17 protein-coding genes, 1 rRNA gene and 1 pseudogene are annotated in these 15,611 nt (G+C 37.6%); 10 read left to right on the top strand and 9 right to left on the bottom strand.

What is annotated here, in order from left to right; translation table 11 throughout:
* From QZV03_RS10420 to QZV03_RS10405, 4 genes are all read right to left on the bottom strand, one after another.
* A partial coding sequence (locus QZV03_RS10420) for a thiamine pyrophosphate-dependent enzyme (RefSeq protein ID WP_394350691.1) occupies positions 1–372 on the bottom strand: 372 nt, incomplete at its 3' end.
* Between the two features lie 2 nt (positions 373–374).
* On the bottom strand, positions 375–1,523 hold the full coding sequence (gene porA, locus QZV03_RS10415) for a pyruvate synthase subunit PorA (RefSeq protein WP_296876557.1): 1,149 nt from the start codon (positions 1,521–1,523) through the stop codon (positions 375–377).
* Positions 1,524–1,536: 13 nt separating this feature from the next.
* Entirely contained in the window at positions 1,537–1,779 is a 243-nt protein-coding gene (gene porD / locus QZV03_RS10410) for a pyruvate synthase subunit PorD (RefSeq protein WP_296876559.1), read from the bottom strand.
* A gap of 12 nt (positions 1,780–1,791) precedes the next feature.
* Positions 1,792–2,313, bottom strand: a complete 522-nt coding sequence (locus QZV03_RS10405) for a pyruvate ferredoxin oxidoreductase subunit gamma (protein ID WP_296876555.1) — start codon at positions 2,311–2,313, stop codon at positions 1,792–1,794.
* A 275-nt stretch (positions 2,314–2,588) separates the two neighbouring features.
* On the opposite strand from QZV03_RS10405, the gene QZV03_RS10400 reads away from it, so the two are divergent.
* On the top strand, positions 2,589–4,193 hold the full coding sequence (locus QZV03_RS10400; protein WP_296876553.1) for a dihydropteroate synthase-like protein: 1,605 nt from the start codon (positions 2,589–2,591) through the stop codon (positions 4,191–4,193).
* Positions 4,194–4,195: 2 nt separating this feature from the next.
* Here the strand turns inward: QZV03_RS10400 and QZV03_RS10395 are convergent, their stop codons facing one another.
* Positions 4,196–4,585 carry a hypothetical protein gene (locus tag QZV03_RS10395; protein ID WP_296876551.1) on the bottom strand — a complete coding sequence of 130 codons (390 nt, stop codon included), beginning with the start codon at positions 4,583–4,585 and terminating at the stop codon, positions 4,196–4,198.
* A 271-nt stretch (positions 4,586–4,856) separates the two neighbouring features.
* Between QZV03_RS10395 and QZV03_RS11325 the strand changes: the two genes are divergently transcribed.
* From QZV03_RS11325 to QZV03_RS10365, 8 genes are all read left to right on the top strand, one after another.
* Positions 4,857–5,189, top strand: coding sequence for a helix-turn-helix domain-containing protein (locus QZV03_RS11325; protein ID WP_394350690.1), 333 nt, complete (start codon positions 4,857–4,859; stop codon positions 5,187–5,189).
* Positions 5,190–5,751: 562 nt separating this feature from the next.
* Positions 5,752–5,955 (top strand): zinc ribbon domain-containing protein, encoded by a 204-nt coding sequence (locus QZV03_RS11320; protein WP_394350689.1) that lies wholly within the window; start codon positions 5,752–5,754, stop codon positions 5,953–5,955.
* Positions 5,956–6,104: 149 nt separating this feature from the next.
* Entirely contained in the window at positions 6,105–6,959 is an 855-nt protein-coding gene (locus QZV03_RS10390) for a MoxR family ATPase (protein WP_296876549.1), read from the top strand.
* A 1-nt stretch (position 6,960) separates the two neighbouring features.
* A complete protein-coding gene (locus tag QZV03_RS10385; protein ID WP_296876547.1) occupies positions 6,961–8,118 on the top strand; it encodes a VWA domain-containing protein in 1,158 nt (385 codons plus the stop codon).
* Positions 8,119–8,126: 8 nt separating this feature from the next.
* Positions 8,127–9,044, top strand: coding sequence for a TIGR00269 family protein (locus tag QZV03_RS10380; RefSeq protein WP_296876545.1), 918 nt, complete (start codon positions 8,127–8,129; stop codon positions 9,042–9,044).
* Between the two features lie 4 nt (positions 9,045–9,048).
* The gene (locus tag QZV03_RS10375) at positions 9,049–9,252 is read left to right on the top strand and encodes a MoaD/ThiS family protein (protein WP_296876543.1); all 204 of its coding nucleotides are present in this window, start codon (positions 9,049–9,051) and stop codon (positions 9,250–9,252) included.
* A 2-nt stretch (positions 9,253–9,254) separates the two neighbouring features.
* Positions 9,255–10,115, top strand: coding sequence for a DUF89 domain-containing protein (locus QZV03_RS10370; RefSeq protein WP_296876542.1), 861 nt, complete (start codon positions 9,255–9,257; stop codon positions 10,113–10,115).
* 9 nt (positions 10,116–10,124) lie between these two features.
* Positions 10,125–10,859 (top strand): NAD(P)-binding domain-containing protein, encoded by a 735-nt coding sequence (locus QZV03_RS10365; protein WP_296876540.1) that lies wholly within the window; start codon positions 10,125–10,127, stop codon positions 10,857–10,859.
* Here QZV03_RS10365 and QZV03_RS10360 read toward each other — a convergent pair.
* The 4 genes and pseudogenes from QZV03_RS10360 to mer form a co-directional block, all read right to left on the bottom strand.
* Positions 10,849–12,129, bottom strand: a complete 1,281-nt coding sequence (locus QZV03_RS10360; protein ID WP_296876538.1) for a cytidyltransferase — start codon at positions 12,127–12,129, stop codon at positions 10,849–10,851. The two genes, QZV03_RS10365 and QZV03_RS10360, sit on opposite strands and share 11 nt — an antisense overlap.
* A gap of 27 nt (positions 12,130–12,156) precedes the next feature.
* Positions 12,157–12,639: a DUF308 domain-containing protein gene (locus QZV03_RS10355; protein ID WP_296876536.1), complete on the bottom strand. Its 483-nt coding sequence runs from the start codon at positions 12,637–12,639 to the stop codon at positions 12,157–12,159.
* Positions 12,640–12,676: 37 nt separating this feature from the next.
* Entirely contained in the window at positions 12,677–13,759 is a 1,083-nt protein-coding gene (locus QZV03_RS10350; RefSeq protein ID WP_296876534.1) for an archaeosine biosynthesis radical SAM protein RaSEA, read from the bottom strand.
* 106 nt (positions 13,760–13,865) lie between these two features.
* Positions 13,866–14,869, bottom strand: a pseudogene (gene mer / locus QZV03_RS10345) (5,10-methylenetetrahydromethanopterin reductase).
* 647 nt (positions 14,870–15,516) lie between these two features.
* Here mer and QZV03_RS10340 point away from each other — a divergent pair.
* Positions 15,517–15,611 (top strand): 16S ribosomal RNA (locus QZV03_RS10340); the annotation flags it as partial.

Below are 15,611 nucleotides of genomic sequence, written 5' to 3'. Positions count from 1 at the left end.
ATCGTAACAGATGTAGGTCATGTTGTGTCCTCTTTCCATAGCTCCGGATAAGGATTGTAAACCGATATCTACAGTTCCTCCGTCACCACCGAAAGCAACTACATTCACGTCATCTTTTCCTTGAATTCTGAGTGCACTTTCTACACCAGACGCAACAGCACCTGAATTTTCAAATGCTACGTGAATGAATGGAATTTCCCATGCGGTTTCTGGGTATGGTGTAGTCATAACTTCAAGACAACCTGTAGCGGAAACGGCTACGGTGTTTTCACCTAATGCGTTTAAAGCTAATTTAACTGCAATAGATGCTCCACATCCAGCACAACCTCTGTGTCCTGGTGCTAATAAATTTTTATCAGGAATGTCCACCATTTTTATTCCTCCTTAAGTCCTATCCATGTGACGTCTTTTTCAGGCACATTTTTGGTTTTCTCATAAATTTCTAATAAAGATTCAGGGGTAATGTCTCTTCCACCTAAACCGGTAATGAATCCATAAATTTCTTTATCGAATTTGACTTTCATATCAGCGTATAATGCTCCACCGATTCCGAATGTGAAGTTTTTGTCAACAACTGCAATTTTTTCACAGTCTTTGATGACTTCATTGATTGCTTCAGTTGGGAATGGTCTGTAAGCTCTGATTTTAAGTAAACCGACTTTTTCGCCTTTTTCTCTTAATTGGTTTACGATAACTCTGATACTACTGCAGATTGAACCCATTGCAACAAATATGATGTCTGCATCTTCTGTTTTGTATGGTTCGACAAGACCATATTTTCTTCCGAAGATTTCTGCAAATTCATCGCAGGTCTTTTGGATTACTTCCACTGAATTGTCCATTGCAACTTGCATGTCATGTCTTGCTTCCATATAGTATTCAGGGTCAGCAAAGTTACCTATTGACATTGGTTCTTTAGGATCAAGATATGCATGTTCAGGCACATATGGAGGTAAGAATTTGTCAACATCTTCTTGTTCTGGAATTTCAACAGGTTCCACAGTGTGGGTTAAGATAAATCCGTCTAGACATACCATTGAAGGTAACAGTACACTTGGATTTTCTGAAACTTTGTATGCCATTAATGTGGTATCCAATGCTTCTTGTGCATTTTCAACATAAATTTGTAACCATCCGGCATCTCTTTGTGCAATGGAATCTTGTTGATCGTTCCAAATATTCAATGGAGCAGAAATTGCTCTGTTTGCATCAGCTAAAACGAATGGAGTTCTCATACCTGCTGCTGCAAATAAGATTTCGTGCATTAACATTAATCCTTGTGAAGAGGTAGCTGTAAATACTCTTACTCCTGCACCACTTGCTCCGACAGCTGCACTGATTGCACTGTGTTCGGATTCTACTTTAACATATTTAGCATCAATTTTTTCATCAGCAACATATTGTGCTAAGTATTCTGAAATAGTGGTTTGTGGAGTAATCGGATAAACGGGAATAACTTGTGGTTTAGCTAATCTTACAGCTTCTGCAACTGCTTTATTTGAGGTCATTACTTCTTTTACCATATAATCACTCTCTCTATTCTTTTATCATCTCGATTGCATCTGAAGGACATTCGTATGCGCAAATTCCACATCCTTTACAGTAATCGTAATCAATATCATGTTGTTTGTTCACACAGGAATCTGGACAGAATAATATACAATTGTCACAATCGATACATTTTTCCTTATCTAAAACAGGTTTGAAAGTTCTCCAGCTTCCAGTCTTATTTTGTTTGGTATTTCCTGGTGTTTTAATTACACATCCTATATTAACCATCATCTCACCTTTCTATCCCATTTCATAAGCTTTTTGAGTAGCTTCTGCGTTCATTTCACCAATTTTTCCAGGGAAGGTTTCTTTAATCACTTCTACAAGAGATTCAATAGTTACAACACCGGTTTTTTTAGCAAAGTATCCTAGGATGATTGTATTTACAATGTTACGTCCCAGCATATCAAGTGCAATACCAGTTGCATCGATATCGTAAACCGCATGTTCACCACTGCCCTTGAACTCGGTAGTGTTAATAATTACTTCTGTGTTGTCTTTAATTCCTGAAAATACATCTACTACATTCAATAATCCGTCATCTAAAACCAATACATAGTCCGGATTATAGATTTGGTATCTCATTTCAATTGGCTTGTCATCAATTCTGGTGAAAGCCATAACTGGAGCTCCTCTACGTTCAACTCCAAAAAATGGGAAAGCCTGAACAAATTTGCCGTCTTTAAATGCTGCTTTAGCTAAAATTTCAGCAGCAGTTACAGAACCTTGTCCACCTCTACCATGAAAACGAATTTCAATCATTAATTCTCCTCCATATATTTATCATGTATAATCATTATAAATTACAAAATATATAAATTTTATGTTAAAATTTAATTTTTGAATAATTTTGTTTAAATTTCTCTGAATTAGTCTTTTGTTTTTTGTTTATTTTTTTAAAAATCCTTTTAATATTTTTGTTTTTTTATTAAACAAGTTCAATATCTTTTTTGATATGATTGCTATTTTTAAGAAATGTTAATTTATATAAACATTAAAATTATAATATTATTATAAAAAAATTTGGTTGGAAGTTCATGAAGGTTTTAATAATTACGGGAGAATTGGCATATCCTCTAATAAAGGAAGTTGTCTCTGGTTCAAAGGAAGATATAATTGTACATATTGCAGACAATACTCAGGTTGCTGCATTTTTAACTCCTAGACAGATTATCAAGGAAGTCAAAACATCTTTTAAAGACCAATTGGATGAAATTGACATGATTCTGGTTCCTGGATTGATTAAAAAGGGAACCAAGGAGATTACAAAGGAACTTGGAATACCTACATTCAAGGGTTCGACCGATGGGGCTGACCTTGCAATGGTGCTGAACCTTATCGGAAGCATAGATCTGTCTGAGGACAAGCCTGCTGACAAGCTGATTGAAGAGGAAAAACGCAGGGAAGCATTCAAATTCATCGAGGAATTTGAAAATGATGAGGAAAAAATCAAGAAACTTCTGAAAAAGCCAAATAATATACTTATTAGAAACCTTCCTGTAGGGGAAGACTTTCCTATGAGGGTATTGTCGGAGATTGCCAACGCGCCGTTTCTTTCAAAGGAGGCACTTATCAACAAATGCCAGTACTTTGTTGATTCCGGTGCGGACATGATCGACATAGGTATGGCTGCCGGTGAGGATTTCTCAGACAAGATTCCCGAACTGATTGAAACTTTAAGGCCAATTGTAGGCGACAGGCCGCTGAGTATAGATACACTGAATCCAAAAGAGATACAGGTTGCAGCTGAAAACGGCATTGATTTTGTATTGAGCCTTGATTTGGGAAACAATTCTGAGGTTCAAAAGATTTTAAAGGAAAAGGACATTCCAGTGGTATTGCTTCCGACCAACTTTTCCCAGGGTAAATCTCCAAAATCCCCTTCCGAACGTGTAGAGGCGATGCATCAGCTGATTAAGGATACTGAGGGAATGAGATATGTTGCCGATTTGATACTTGATCCGGTAAACAGTGCAAGTATCGTCGAGTCAATCATAGCATGTCATGAATTTCATAAAACCAATCCTGCACCGATGTTTTTCGGAGTGGGAAATGTAACAGAACTGATGGATGCGGATTCCGGTGGAGTCAATGTTCTTCTGGCAGGTATAGGAATGGAGTTGGGTGTGAGCATTCTTTTTACTCCTGAAGAAAGTGGAAAGACAAGGGGAAGTGTATATGAGCTTGCAACCGCTTCCAAGATGATGTTTCTTGCAAAGCACAGAAAGTCAATTCCAAAGGATTTGGGCATAAACCTTGTAGCATTTAAGGATAAGCACAAGAGAAATGATATAATTTTAAACGAATTGGATGGTATCGAGCAGACCAGACAGGTAAAGCCGATGAAATTCATTAGGGATAAGGCAGGGAGCTTTAAAATCAATGTTGATTACGGTACAACAGTTGAGGCAAGCAAAATCACTGCCACTCACTTTAAGAAAAACAAGGCGGATTTGGTCATAGTGGGTCATTCTGCAAAGGAAATATATGAGGAAATCATAACCAAAAATCTTGTAACAAGGATGGAGCATGCTGCCTATTTGGGTTCTGAGCTTCAAAAGGCAGAAATAGCGATGATAACGGGTAAAGAATATGTTCAGGATTTTGAATTGTTCAAAAATCCTGATGAATTTAAAAAATAGATTCAGTCAAAGTCGGTAGGGTCATAAGTTCCTTCTGACTGTCCGGCCTGTGGGGTTGAACTTGAAGAACTGCTTGAGTCTGAACTTGATGCGCTGCTGTCTTGGCTGGATGAGCTGCTGTCTGAACTTGAAGAACTGCTTGAGTCTGAACTTGCTGAGTCAGTGTCAGGACCTGAATGTGAAGTGGATGGTCCTCCATTGGAACTACTTGCCTGTGAAGCAGTTGACTGGTTATTGTTTGTTACAGTTGCGTTGTTTGAAGCTGGTTCGGTAATATTGTTTGCAGCATCATTATTTAAAGAAATTCCATTTCCGGATACAAATAAATAGACTCCAGCAACCACTATTATGATTACTACTAATGCTATGATAATTGCATTATCGGATTTCATTTTTTACCTCCATTTTTTAATCACTTAATATATTATCAATTCACACTTATATATAAATTTATGATTAAATTATTTTTTTCTTAAATGTGAAAGAATGCTCCGGCTTCTGTAGGTTGATGATGAATTTCACAAAAAAAGAGTCATTATAATTATTTTGAAATATTTTTTCAGAATAATAGTTACCAAATGCACTCGCGATTATTTATTGTATTAATTAGTAGTATACTATGTATTATAAAAGTTTAGTAATTTAATTAAATAGGTGAGTTTTATGGTTTATAGGTCGTGTAGGCATCGAGTTTATCCTAATCAGAAACAAGAAAAGTTGTTTAAACAATATTTGGGACATTCACGATTCATTCACAATAACATTATCGGAGAAATAGAGTACAACAGACATATAGCCAACCTATTTAATGCTAGTGCACCATATGTTAACAATAAGTATGTTCGATCCATATTTAACTATTTAAGAGTATGGTATCCTTTTATTAATGAATTGGATATTAATACAATGCAGGAATGCTATAAACCAGTACTACAATCCTATGAAAACTTTTTTAAACGAGGATTCGGACATCCAAAATTCAAAAAAAAGTACTGATCCTCACAATCAGTAAAAATCAACAACATAAACCGAAGAATACGGATTAAGGAGGGTAAATTATACTGGAAACCTTTAGGTTGGATAAACCTCAAAGGATACAGAAGAGAAATAACCGGAAAAATCAAACACATACGAATACAATTAAAAAACAGCCAATGGTTCATCATTGTATTATATGATTCTGCATTACCTGAACCGTTTACTAAAACAGGAAAAGAAGGGGGAATAGATTTAGGTGTTAAAACATTAGTCACACTTTCAGACCGTAAAGCAAAAGCCACGCTAAAACTAACTGAAATAGAATCTAAAATCAAAAAAACACAAAAAAATCTAAAAAGAAAAAAATACTTAGGCGAAAATTACAAAAAACCCTAAAAACACTACACAAACACATAAACAAAAGAAACAACATCAAATGGGAATACTACCATAAAATAAGCAAAGACATAGCCAAAGAATATGACATAATCAAAATGGAAAAGTTAAACCTAAAAAAAATGATGCTGGATCCGGATTACAGCAAAGGACTACACCAAGTAAGTTAGGAATCTTAAAATACATGATAAAATACAAATGCGAATTATACGGCAAAAAATTCATCGAAGTGCCACAGTATTATCCATCCTCACAAATATGTCATGTATGCGGCTACAGAAACAAAGATTTAACCACCGAAGAACGAGAATGGCAATGCCCAAATTGTGGAACGATTTTAGACCGTGACCTGAACGCCTCCATAAACATTTTAAACTATGGAAAATAAATATATAATATTATAATATATATATGAACTTTGAGACCCAGAGGGATAGCTCGGTAATTCTAGGACTCATAAGAGACTACAGCCCGAGAATCCCCATCCTCTTATAGGATGGGGAAGTTCAATAATAAAATTTTTAGGAAGGTAAAAGTTTGCCGGTTGAAGACATAACTATCAAAGACATTGACAAAATCCTTCTCGATGAGGGATATGTTTCAAACAATGAGATTACAACAACTCTCTATTTATCATTTTTACTTGGAAAGCCAATGCTTATTGAAGGCCCTCCTGGTGTTGGAAAAACAGAACTTGCTAAGGTTATTGCAAAATCATTCGACAGGGATTTCTTCAGGATACAGTGTTATGAGGGAATCACATTCGAGCAGATTGTTGGGGAATGGAACTATCAAAAGCAGTTGCTTCACTTGGAAGCCGCCAAAAACGACTCCGACAATGTTGATGAAATTTTCGATGACGAATTTTTCATAAGAAGGCCTTTGCTAAATGCTTTTTTAAACAAAAAGGACTCAGTATTACTTATTGATGAAATCGATAAGGCAGATGAAGAAGTTGAAAGTTTCCTTCTGCAGGCACTTGGTGAACAGGAAATCACAATCAACGATTTGGGAACCTTTGAACTTCAAAATGATTTGATTGTTATTTTGACATCAAACTCACAAAGATCCCTTTTGGATGAGACAAAGGACAGGTGTCTGTTCTTATACATTCCATACCCTACTGTTGAAAGGGAAATTGAAATCGTCAAGTCAAAACTGCCTGATGCAGATGATGAAACCGTATCATATGTCGTTAAGCTTGTTCATCAGATACGTGACTTGAATCTTATGAAAAAACCGTCAGTCAGGGGAACAGTCGACTGGGTCAAGTCAGTTTCCCATCTCGGAACTAAAAATCTCGACCAGTCACTTGAGGACAGTGTCGGTGTGGCCATCAAAACCGAAAGTGACAAGAAACGTGTAGTAAAGGACATTTTCAACAAGCGATAAGATGATTAATAAAATTGCAAATTTGTCTGCAGATTTAAGAAAGGAGGGTTTGCCTGTAAGTATCCGGTCCACCCAGTCTGCAATGGAAATTTACCAGAATTTGGGTGATGTGGACAGGGACCTTCTGAAAACTGCCCTGCTGGCCGTTTATGTTAAGGACAGGTATGACATTCCAAAATTCCTAAAAATTTTTGACAAGGTATTTGCAGAACCGAAGGCCGAAAAAAAGGCTGTTGAAGACCCGAATAAGGGTAAGGCCTATCGTGGAGCGGGACCTAAATCCAATAAGTATATTATTAAAAAGCAGAATACAATAGGTAAAAGGCTCCAGAAGGAAAGGATAACCAATGAAAAGCTGAAAATGCTTTCAGGCCAGCCGCTTTTGGAGGAGGCCAAAAAGCTTGAACGTGACGGAGAACTGATGAACAGGGATTTGACCAAACTCAACAGGTTCGACCCTAGGATGCTTGAGATATGCCAAAGGTTGGGTAAAAGAATTGCCAACAAGCGTTCAAGAAGGAAGGTTCAGTCAAATTCCCATAAAATCGACATGAGAAGGACCATCCGAGCCAATCTGAAATATGGCGGGGTGCCACTGGAACTTGTAAAGGCAAAGCCAAGGCCTCACAAGAATGAGCATTTGTTTTTAAACGACATCAGCGGATCATGTGAATGGATAAGCAGCTGGTTTTTCATGCTCATGTTTTCAGCACAGACAGCATTCAAGAGGTCACGAACATTCGAATTTGACAACAAGGTTATAGAAACCACAAAGGCCTTAAAAGAGGAATATCTCATTGATTCATTCATCAAGGTCAAGGACATGAGGGTCAAGAACATGATGGTGCACGGAACATCAGACATGTATTCCGCCTTCAAGCAATTCCAGGAAAAGGCAAATATCAACAATAAATCTTATGTCATTATCCTTTCGGACTGCCGTGACTGGGCAGGTCCGAAGGTAGACGGAATTCCCGCAAGTGTGGGGCTTGTTGAGGAGATGGTGAGGGATTCCAAAAAGGTAATCATCCTAAATCCCGAGGATAGGAACAAATGGGATATTGTGGACAGTTGTGTTTCACTGTATGAGGAGGCCGGCGCACAGATATTTGAAGTCAATACCCTAAATCAGCTGGCGCACTTTGTAGAACAGATGTAGGTAGTAGTATGAAATGCAGTAAATGTGGAAACCCAAAGGTTATTTATAAAAGAGAACAGTCCGGACAGATATTGTGCAAGGACTGCTTTATAGAATCAATTGAAAAGAAAGTTATCCAGACAGTTAAAAAGGAAAAGCTATTGGATAAGGGAGATAAGGTTCTGGTGGCACTTTCAGGTGGAAAGGACAGTGTCACAACACTTCAAATTTTAGATTCATTTCGTCAAAGAAACATAATAGACATCTGTGCGGTTACAGTTGATGAGGGAATTGCCAACTATCGCCAGGAAGGTGTGGACATTGCAAAAAGGCATGCCGAAAGACTGGGAATAGAGCATAAGGTGGTATCCTTAAAGGAAGAATACGGCATAACTCTAGATGAGATAATGCAAAGGCCCAACCATAAGGGGTCATGCACATACTGTGGAGTATTCAGAAGGACAATAATCAACAAGGCCGCACGTGAAATGGGGGCTACAAAAATAGCCACAGGACACAATCTTGATGATGAGGTTCAGGCAATCATGATGAATTATCTGGAAGGAAATACGGATAATCTTCCAAAGCTCGGTGCAAAAACAGAATCAAAGGCTGAAGAGTTCACTGTTAAAATCAAGCCGCTTCGTGAAATTCCCGAACGTGAAATCGGTTTGTATGTGGTTGCAAAGGAACTTGAAGTTCACTTTGACAGCTGTCCGTATGCAATGCAGTCATTCAGGGGTGAAGTCTCAGAGGTATTAAACCAGCTTACAGAAAAGCATCCCACAATAAAATTCTCAACATTAAGAGGATACGATAAGATTAAAAATGTATTGAAGCCCGAAATGCAGAAGGACTATGCCCATGGAAGATGCAAAAGATGTGGCGAGCCGGCTGCAAATGAGCTTTGCAAAGCATGTTCATTTTTAGAGGAATTAGGAGTGTAAAACTATGTCATTCACGTTAAAATATAAAAATTCAGAGGAAAAAAGAGAAATACCAAATGATGATTATTCCATTAAGGATTTATTAAATGAATTGGAGCTATCCGCTCAGACCGTTGTTGCAAAACAGAACGGCGAGCTGGTAATAGAGGATACAGTAATTGAAGAGGATGATGAAATCCAATTGGTTCAGATAATATATGGTGGTTAGATTTGAAGATAAGTTATGAATGTGGGCCATGCTTTTTAAGACAGGCCAGAGAAGCCCTTGATTTATCAACCGATGATGAAAGTTTAAAGATGGAAATCATGGGAGATATTTTCAAGTATTTAAGCACCAACTTTGATGAAAACACCAATTCAAACGGTACCGGTTCCCATATGCACAGGATGATAAGGGAGAAAACCGGATGCTATGATCCTTATTATAAGGAAAAGATTGAAGGAAACGAAATCGCATTGAAATATCTTCCTGAAGTCAAAAGGATTCTGGAAAAGGATGACAGTCTGGAAAACTATGTCAAGATTGCCATTATCGGAAATATCTTGGACTTTGGAGCGTTCACATTGGATGATGATATTGAAAGTGTAATCAGGGATTCTCTTAAAAAGGATTTGACCGTAAAGGACATTGAAGAGTTTGAGCAGTCACTTAAAACAAATGACCGTGTCCTGTATTTGGTTGACAATACCGGAGAGATCGTTTTTGATAAACTGCTTTTAGAAAAAATCAAAGAGTATGATGTGGACATTACAATAGCGGTTAAATCAGTGCCTATTTTAAATGATGCAACCAGAAAGGAAGCCCTTGATGCGGGATTGGATGAGTTTGGTGAAATCGTTGAAATCGGCTGTGGAACTGTAGGTTATGTCGACAGTGAAATTTCAGATGAATTCAGAGAGATTTTCGATTCACATAGGTTTATCATTTCAAAGGGTATGGGTAACTATGAGGGGTTAAGCGAAATTGACCTGTCCTCAAAAGATATATACTTCCTTTTGTGTGCAAAATGCAATACCATATCAAGGGACATCGGTGTTAACCTGCATGATATGCTTCTGTTTAAAAAATAATGTGGTTTTATGATAATAGGTTTCATCGGTTTTGGAAAGGTGTCTCAGAATCTCTTTAAACTAATCCAATCTGAGGATATTGAATTCGTCACATCCTGTGAAAGCAGATCAGCTAAAACCATTGAGGCCATCAAAAAATCAGGTATGGAAATTTTAGACGCCTTTGAAGAAGTTTGTTTAAAATCAGACATTGTGATTTGTGCAACCTCACCAAAAAGCGCCATCCCCATTGCCCGAAAATATGGCGGTAAAGTAAACGGAATATATCTTGACCTGAATAATATTTCACCGGATACCACAATGGAAATATCAGAATATGTTGGAAACCTTGTCGACGGAGCAATTATCGGAAAGATTGATTCGGATAATCCTATATTGTATCTCAGTGGAATGAAAGCTGATGAACTGGAGTTTTTAAACGAGTATATTCACACAAGGGTTATCAGCAATAAATTGGGTGACGTCAGCACTTTAAAAATGCTTAGAAGTTCATATACAAAAACCCTGTCTGCACTCCTAATCGAATCATGGCAGCTTGCAAAGGACAGGGGCCTTGAGGATGAATTCTTTGAAATATTGGCCCTGACTGAAGGGGATGAATTCAGGGAGAAATCCCTGTCAAGAATAAAAAACACATTGAACAGCTCCAAAAGAAAATCAGAAGAGTTGGATGAAATAATAAATTGTTTTGGTGACAGTGAGTTGATAATGGTTAAGGCGGCATTAGACAAGCTCAGCCAATGACCACATTAACCTTAAAACCTTTTTTAGCTTTTTTTATGCTTCCGGAAACCGGAATGAAATGGGAATCCATGATGTATCTGAGATAAGTCACGTCCCTTGCAGGCAGTCTCAGGTTGGTTTTAATCTTTTTGCCTTCGCTTTTAAACTGTACGGATATCTTCCCGTTTTTGTCAACATAGAGGTCGGTATTCAAACCCTCTTTTGTGATTTTGGTTTCAAAACGGGTCAGGTTCAGTCCGGCTTCAATGTTTAGCGGTGGAGAATCAACGGTGATGTTCTCGCTTCTGAACTTGTTGTTTGCATCCCTTGCGCTTATTCCCTTTTCGCCTTCGCATGCAACATACCATGCACGGTCAATCACTCGCTGAACCTTCTGGTTGTCGGGAATGACGCCCTGGGATTCATAGCTTTCCATCAATTCCATCACTTCAGTTTTTGTAACGTCCATTTCAATGGAGCTGATTGCAAGTCTAGTCATTACCGGTCCGTAGTCTGATCTTCTAAAGACTGCCCAGATTGATTCGGGGTCACGATAGACTCTTCTTTTTATAATTTCGTTTATGGTATTTCCGTTAAGGTATGCAATCTTTTCAAGGTTTCCGCGGGAATAGGTATTCATTCGCTTATAGATGTCCGCCCAGTTGCGCTCGCCAGGACATCTTCCCTCATCTATTTCTCTCTGCAATATCTCAACGGTAGTCTTTGGAAGCAATTTTTTAACATCGTCGGTCATGATCATGTCATTATCGATTATTGATTGTCTGATCAGTCTTCCGGAGTACTTGTCCTTATCAAATTCCTTTACAACATGATAGTTAAGTTTTGAACCAAGAAACTCATTTATGGCATACCATCGAATTTCATTACGGTTGGTATAGCTTTTGGGCATTCCGACAAAGTTGCCCTCATCGATGAACTTCTGCGCCTTTGACTTGATTTCATCCAGACTGATGCTGGCGGAGGTAATGTAGTCGGTCACGCCGTCGTCAATCATCTGCTTGAGCCTGATTGGAACACTGTAGGACAATACCAGACGGTGATGCAGGCCTTCAAATGATTTTACCTCGTCCGCTCCCAAGGCCAACGCCATTTTGCTTCTTGCATCAAAATCAACAAAAAATGGGGCATGGTTTGCACTGAATCCCTTATTCAAATAAACGACAAGCTTTTTGTTTTCCCTGTCAGCCAGCTTTCTGGCTTCCTTAATCAATTTTTCATGACCCTTGTGTACAGGATCAAAATCTGCACTGATTGCTATCAAAATAAACACCAAAAAAAGAAAGTTATTGGACAGCTATTAACTGTCCATCAATTTTAAAACACCAGAAATTACTAACCATGTTCCGATTAATATGCCCAATATGACTGGGTCTGAAACATATGTTCCAATTACTATGTATAATAAACCCAGCACAATACCTGCGATTCCTATGTAGAATCCGAATCTGGATTGGCGGTTATTGATTAATGAGACAAGTCCCACAAGAATCAGCATTATTCCCGCAAGGTATAATGTAATCTGGGCCAAAAATCCAAGTGTTGCCGGGTTGAAAATTAAAAGTATGCTTAAAAACAGCAGTATAACTCCCAACACCATGTCCAGTATGGCACCGTTTCTGTTGTAATCCATTATTGCCACTCCGACGACAAGCATATAAATGGAAATTAACAGGACGGATAAACCGATTAAATCAGCAACTCCAATAATTCCCATAATAGGGAATGTGATAATAATCAATCCAAGAATTATAGCCAGTAAACTAATAAATTTACTTTTCATATTTTCCTCCTAGTAAATATTTAATTTTGTTAATATATTAATATAATGGGATATGCTTGATGCCAACAGTTGAAGATGTCATGTCGCTGTTTTCAACTTCGGCTTTCCATTCGCTTTTGCACTCACAGTCATACTCAATCTTTGTTTGTGTAAGATTGTTTGCAATAATCATATGTTTCAGGTCTTTATTGCATTTCTTGCAGTTGTACGGCCCACGTCTTGAACCAAAACCTGAAGTGTCGAGCAGTGCAGGTATATCAATTTCATCACGAACGGTATTTATTATCTCAATGCAAGACCAGATCCAAGGTGGTTGGTATGCGCCTTTTCTCCAGAACCTTTCGATTACAGTTCCCCCATGAATGGTTGCAGGACAGAATGACAGCCTGTTGACGCCAACTGACTCACAGTAATGTGCGGTTTCGGTTGCCTCAGATATTGCCTGCGCTTCAGATACAAGTATAGGCTTTACAAAAATATACGCCTTTGACTTTAGGTTGTAACCTTTTGTTTTTGAGAGGTCCTGCATTAGCTTGACCGCATTTTCAAAGTCATCACGTGTAAATCCCTTGTTTATCTTTTTCAATCTGGTGTAGTCATTTGATGTCTCAAGGCCTATGCTCACTTCAAACAATGTGTCTCCTATTATTTCAAATATCTCGTCAAGATATTCTTCCTTGACATATTCAGGTCTTGACTCCACAATGATTTCTGTGACATTGCCTAAGTTAACTAATGTCTTTAGTATCTCGTCACGGGCATCCCTTGGAAGTTCGTATGGATTTAGGAAACTTCCTGATGCAAAGAGTTTAACTGAAATCTTGTCCTCTTCAGATATTGGATGTCTTGAGAGGTGTTCATGGAATATTTTTAGGATAGTGTCTGTGTCTATAGGTTCAAGGGTACAGTCTGAAACATAACTGCACATAGTACATCCGCCACTGTCTCCTAGTGCCCATGCACAACCCGGTGTCGGAAGGATGATGAACAGTGTCTTTGCAATTCCATCATATGTCAGATCATCATTATACCAGCTTGCACCAACCTGCTCTGGTGTTTTGGGATCTTTTCGCTCGAAAGCTTTTTGTCGAATTTCTTTAGTTAAGTTTTCAATTTCCATTATAATATTATTAGTCTTATATTATAATTAAAATTTTGTTAAAAAATAGTTGTTATTAATTTGTGTGTAATGGTCTAAAAAAATAAAAAAGGAAAAGAAAGCAAGTTTAGAAACTTGCGATTACGTCTCCTAATAATTTGATGGATTCTGCTACGTCTTTTCCGACAGGTGATCCTGCTACGTATTGAGTTACGCCCATTTCAGCTAAGCCTTCAATTTTAGGGATGAACTCATCAGGAGTACCACATACGGAGAATGCGTCTAAAGCTTCATCGGTTACAGCACCAATAGCTCCACCGAAGTCACCGCTTCATCGGTTACAGCACCAATAGCTCCACCGAAGTCACCTTTAGCTAAGAATGCACCCATTTGTTCGTTGAATCCTTCAGGTAATCCGTGTCTTTCAATAACTGGAGCAGGGGAACCTGCTGCAATGAAAGCAACTACGATTTTTGCTGCGTTTTTAGCTGCTTCGGAGTCAGCACCAATGGAGGTTGCAGTGTATGCACCTACGTCAAATGCTTTGTCTCCGCCTGCTGCTTCGATACCTTTTTTGATCATAGGCATAGCAGCTTCGTAATCTTTAGGGTTGGAAGCGTTAATTAATACACCGTCTGCGATTTCTCCAGCGGTTTCTAACATTTTAGGTCCTTGAGCACCCATGTAAATAGGGATGTGTTCTTGAACAGCTTTTGCTCCACCTAATGCTGCACCAGCTTCGGTTTTTTCTCCAGCTAATAAAGTGTTAATGTCAGCGATTGCTGCTTTAATAGTGGATACAGGTTTTTCCCAAGCGATTCCTAAAGCATCAAATGTTGCTTTGTCACCAGGACCAATACCGAAGGTTGCTCTTCCTTCTGAAATTTCGTCAATAGTTGCGATAGCGGAAGCGGAAATTGCAGGGCTTCTTACGTATGGGTTGGTTACACCAGGACCCATTTTAATGGTTTCAGTTGCGGATGCAATTAATGCTAAGGTTTCGTATACGTTTTTATTGTTGTAGTGGTCTGTGATCCATGCGTATTCAAAACCGACGTCTTCTGCTAATTTTACTAAGTCTACTAATTCATTTAATGGTATTTGTGGTACGAATTCTATACCGAACTTCATATTTTATCACCAATAATATTTTAGGTATTCCTATATATAAAGTAATTTTTATTTGAATTAGATAGAAAATTTTAAATATCATTTATGTTTTTCTTACTTTGAGGTTTTAATAAAACATCTTGTATTACAAAAAATATTTTTTGTATTACTTACTTTGTTTGGATGGAGTCAAATAAATTTTGAAAAATTTGTTTTATAAAACTCTTAATATTAATGTTAATTAAGCATTTATATATCATAAATTTTCTTATATCTAATCTTATCTATTTTTATGAATTTATTTGATTTTAAAAATATTATTGCAATGTTTTTTAATTGAATTTGTTAGTGAAAGTTCCGTCTCTATTAAATGTGCTATGTGTTTTATGGCGATGACCTAAGTATTATTGTATATTACAATTCTTACTATGATGGTTGCTTTTCCGCATGTAGCTATAAATTATCATATTTATTGTATTAATTAAATTTAATATCATGAATGTGCTTTGTGAGTACCTGAGTTTTTCGGGTATGATGTAAGTTTTGTAGATGTGGTGAAATTTGATTATAGAAACTTTTATATCAAATTTTTATGTATTAATACTCGTCTATATTTTTTTAGCGTACTTCATAATACTTTATACTTATTATGTCTGTTATGTGATTCAATTCTGTTTGATCCTGGCAGATGTTACTGCTATTGGGATTCGATTAAGCCATGCAAGTCGAACGAGTTTAGGCTCGTGGCGTACGGCTCAGTAAC

It is taken from the genome of uncultured Methanobrevibacter sp. (assembly GCF_902788255.1).
Taxonomy (GTDB): domain Archaea; phylum Methanobacteriota; class Methanobacteria; order Methanobacteriales; family Methanobacteriaceae; genus Methanocatella.
Note: the sequence above shows the minus strand (reverse complement) of the source record. Positions and strands in the feature narration are given on the sequence as shown.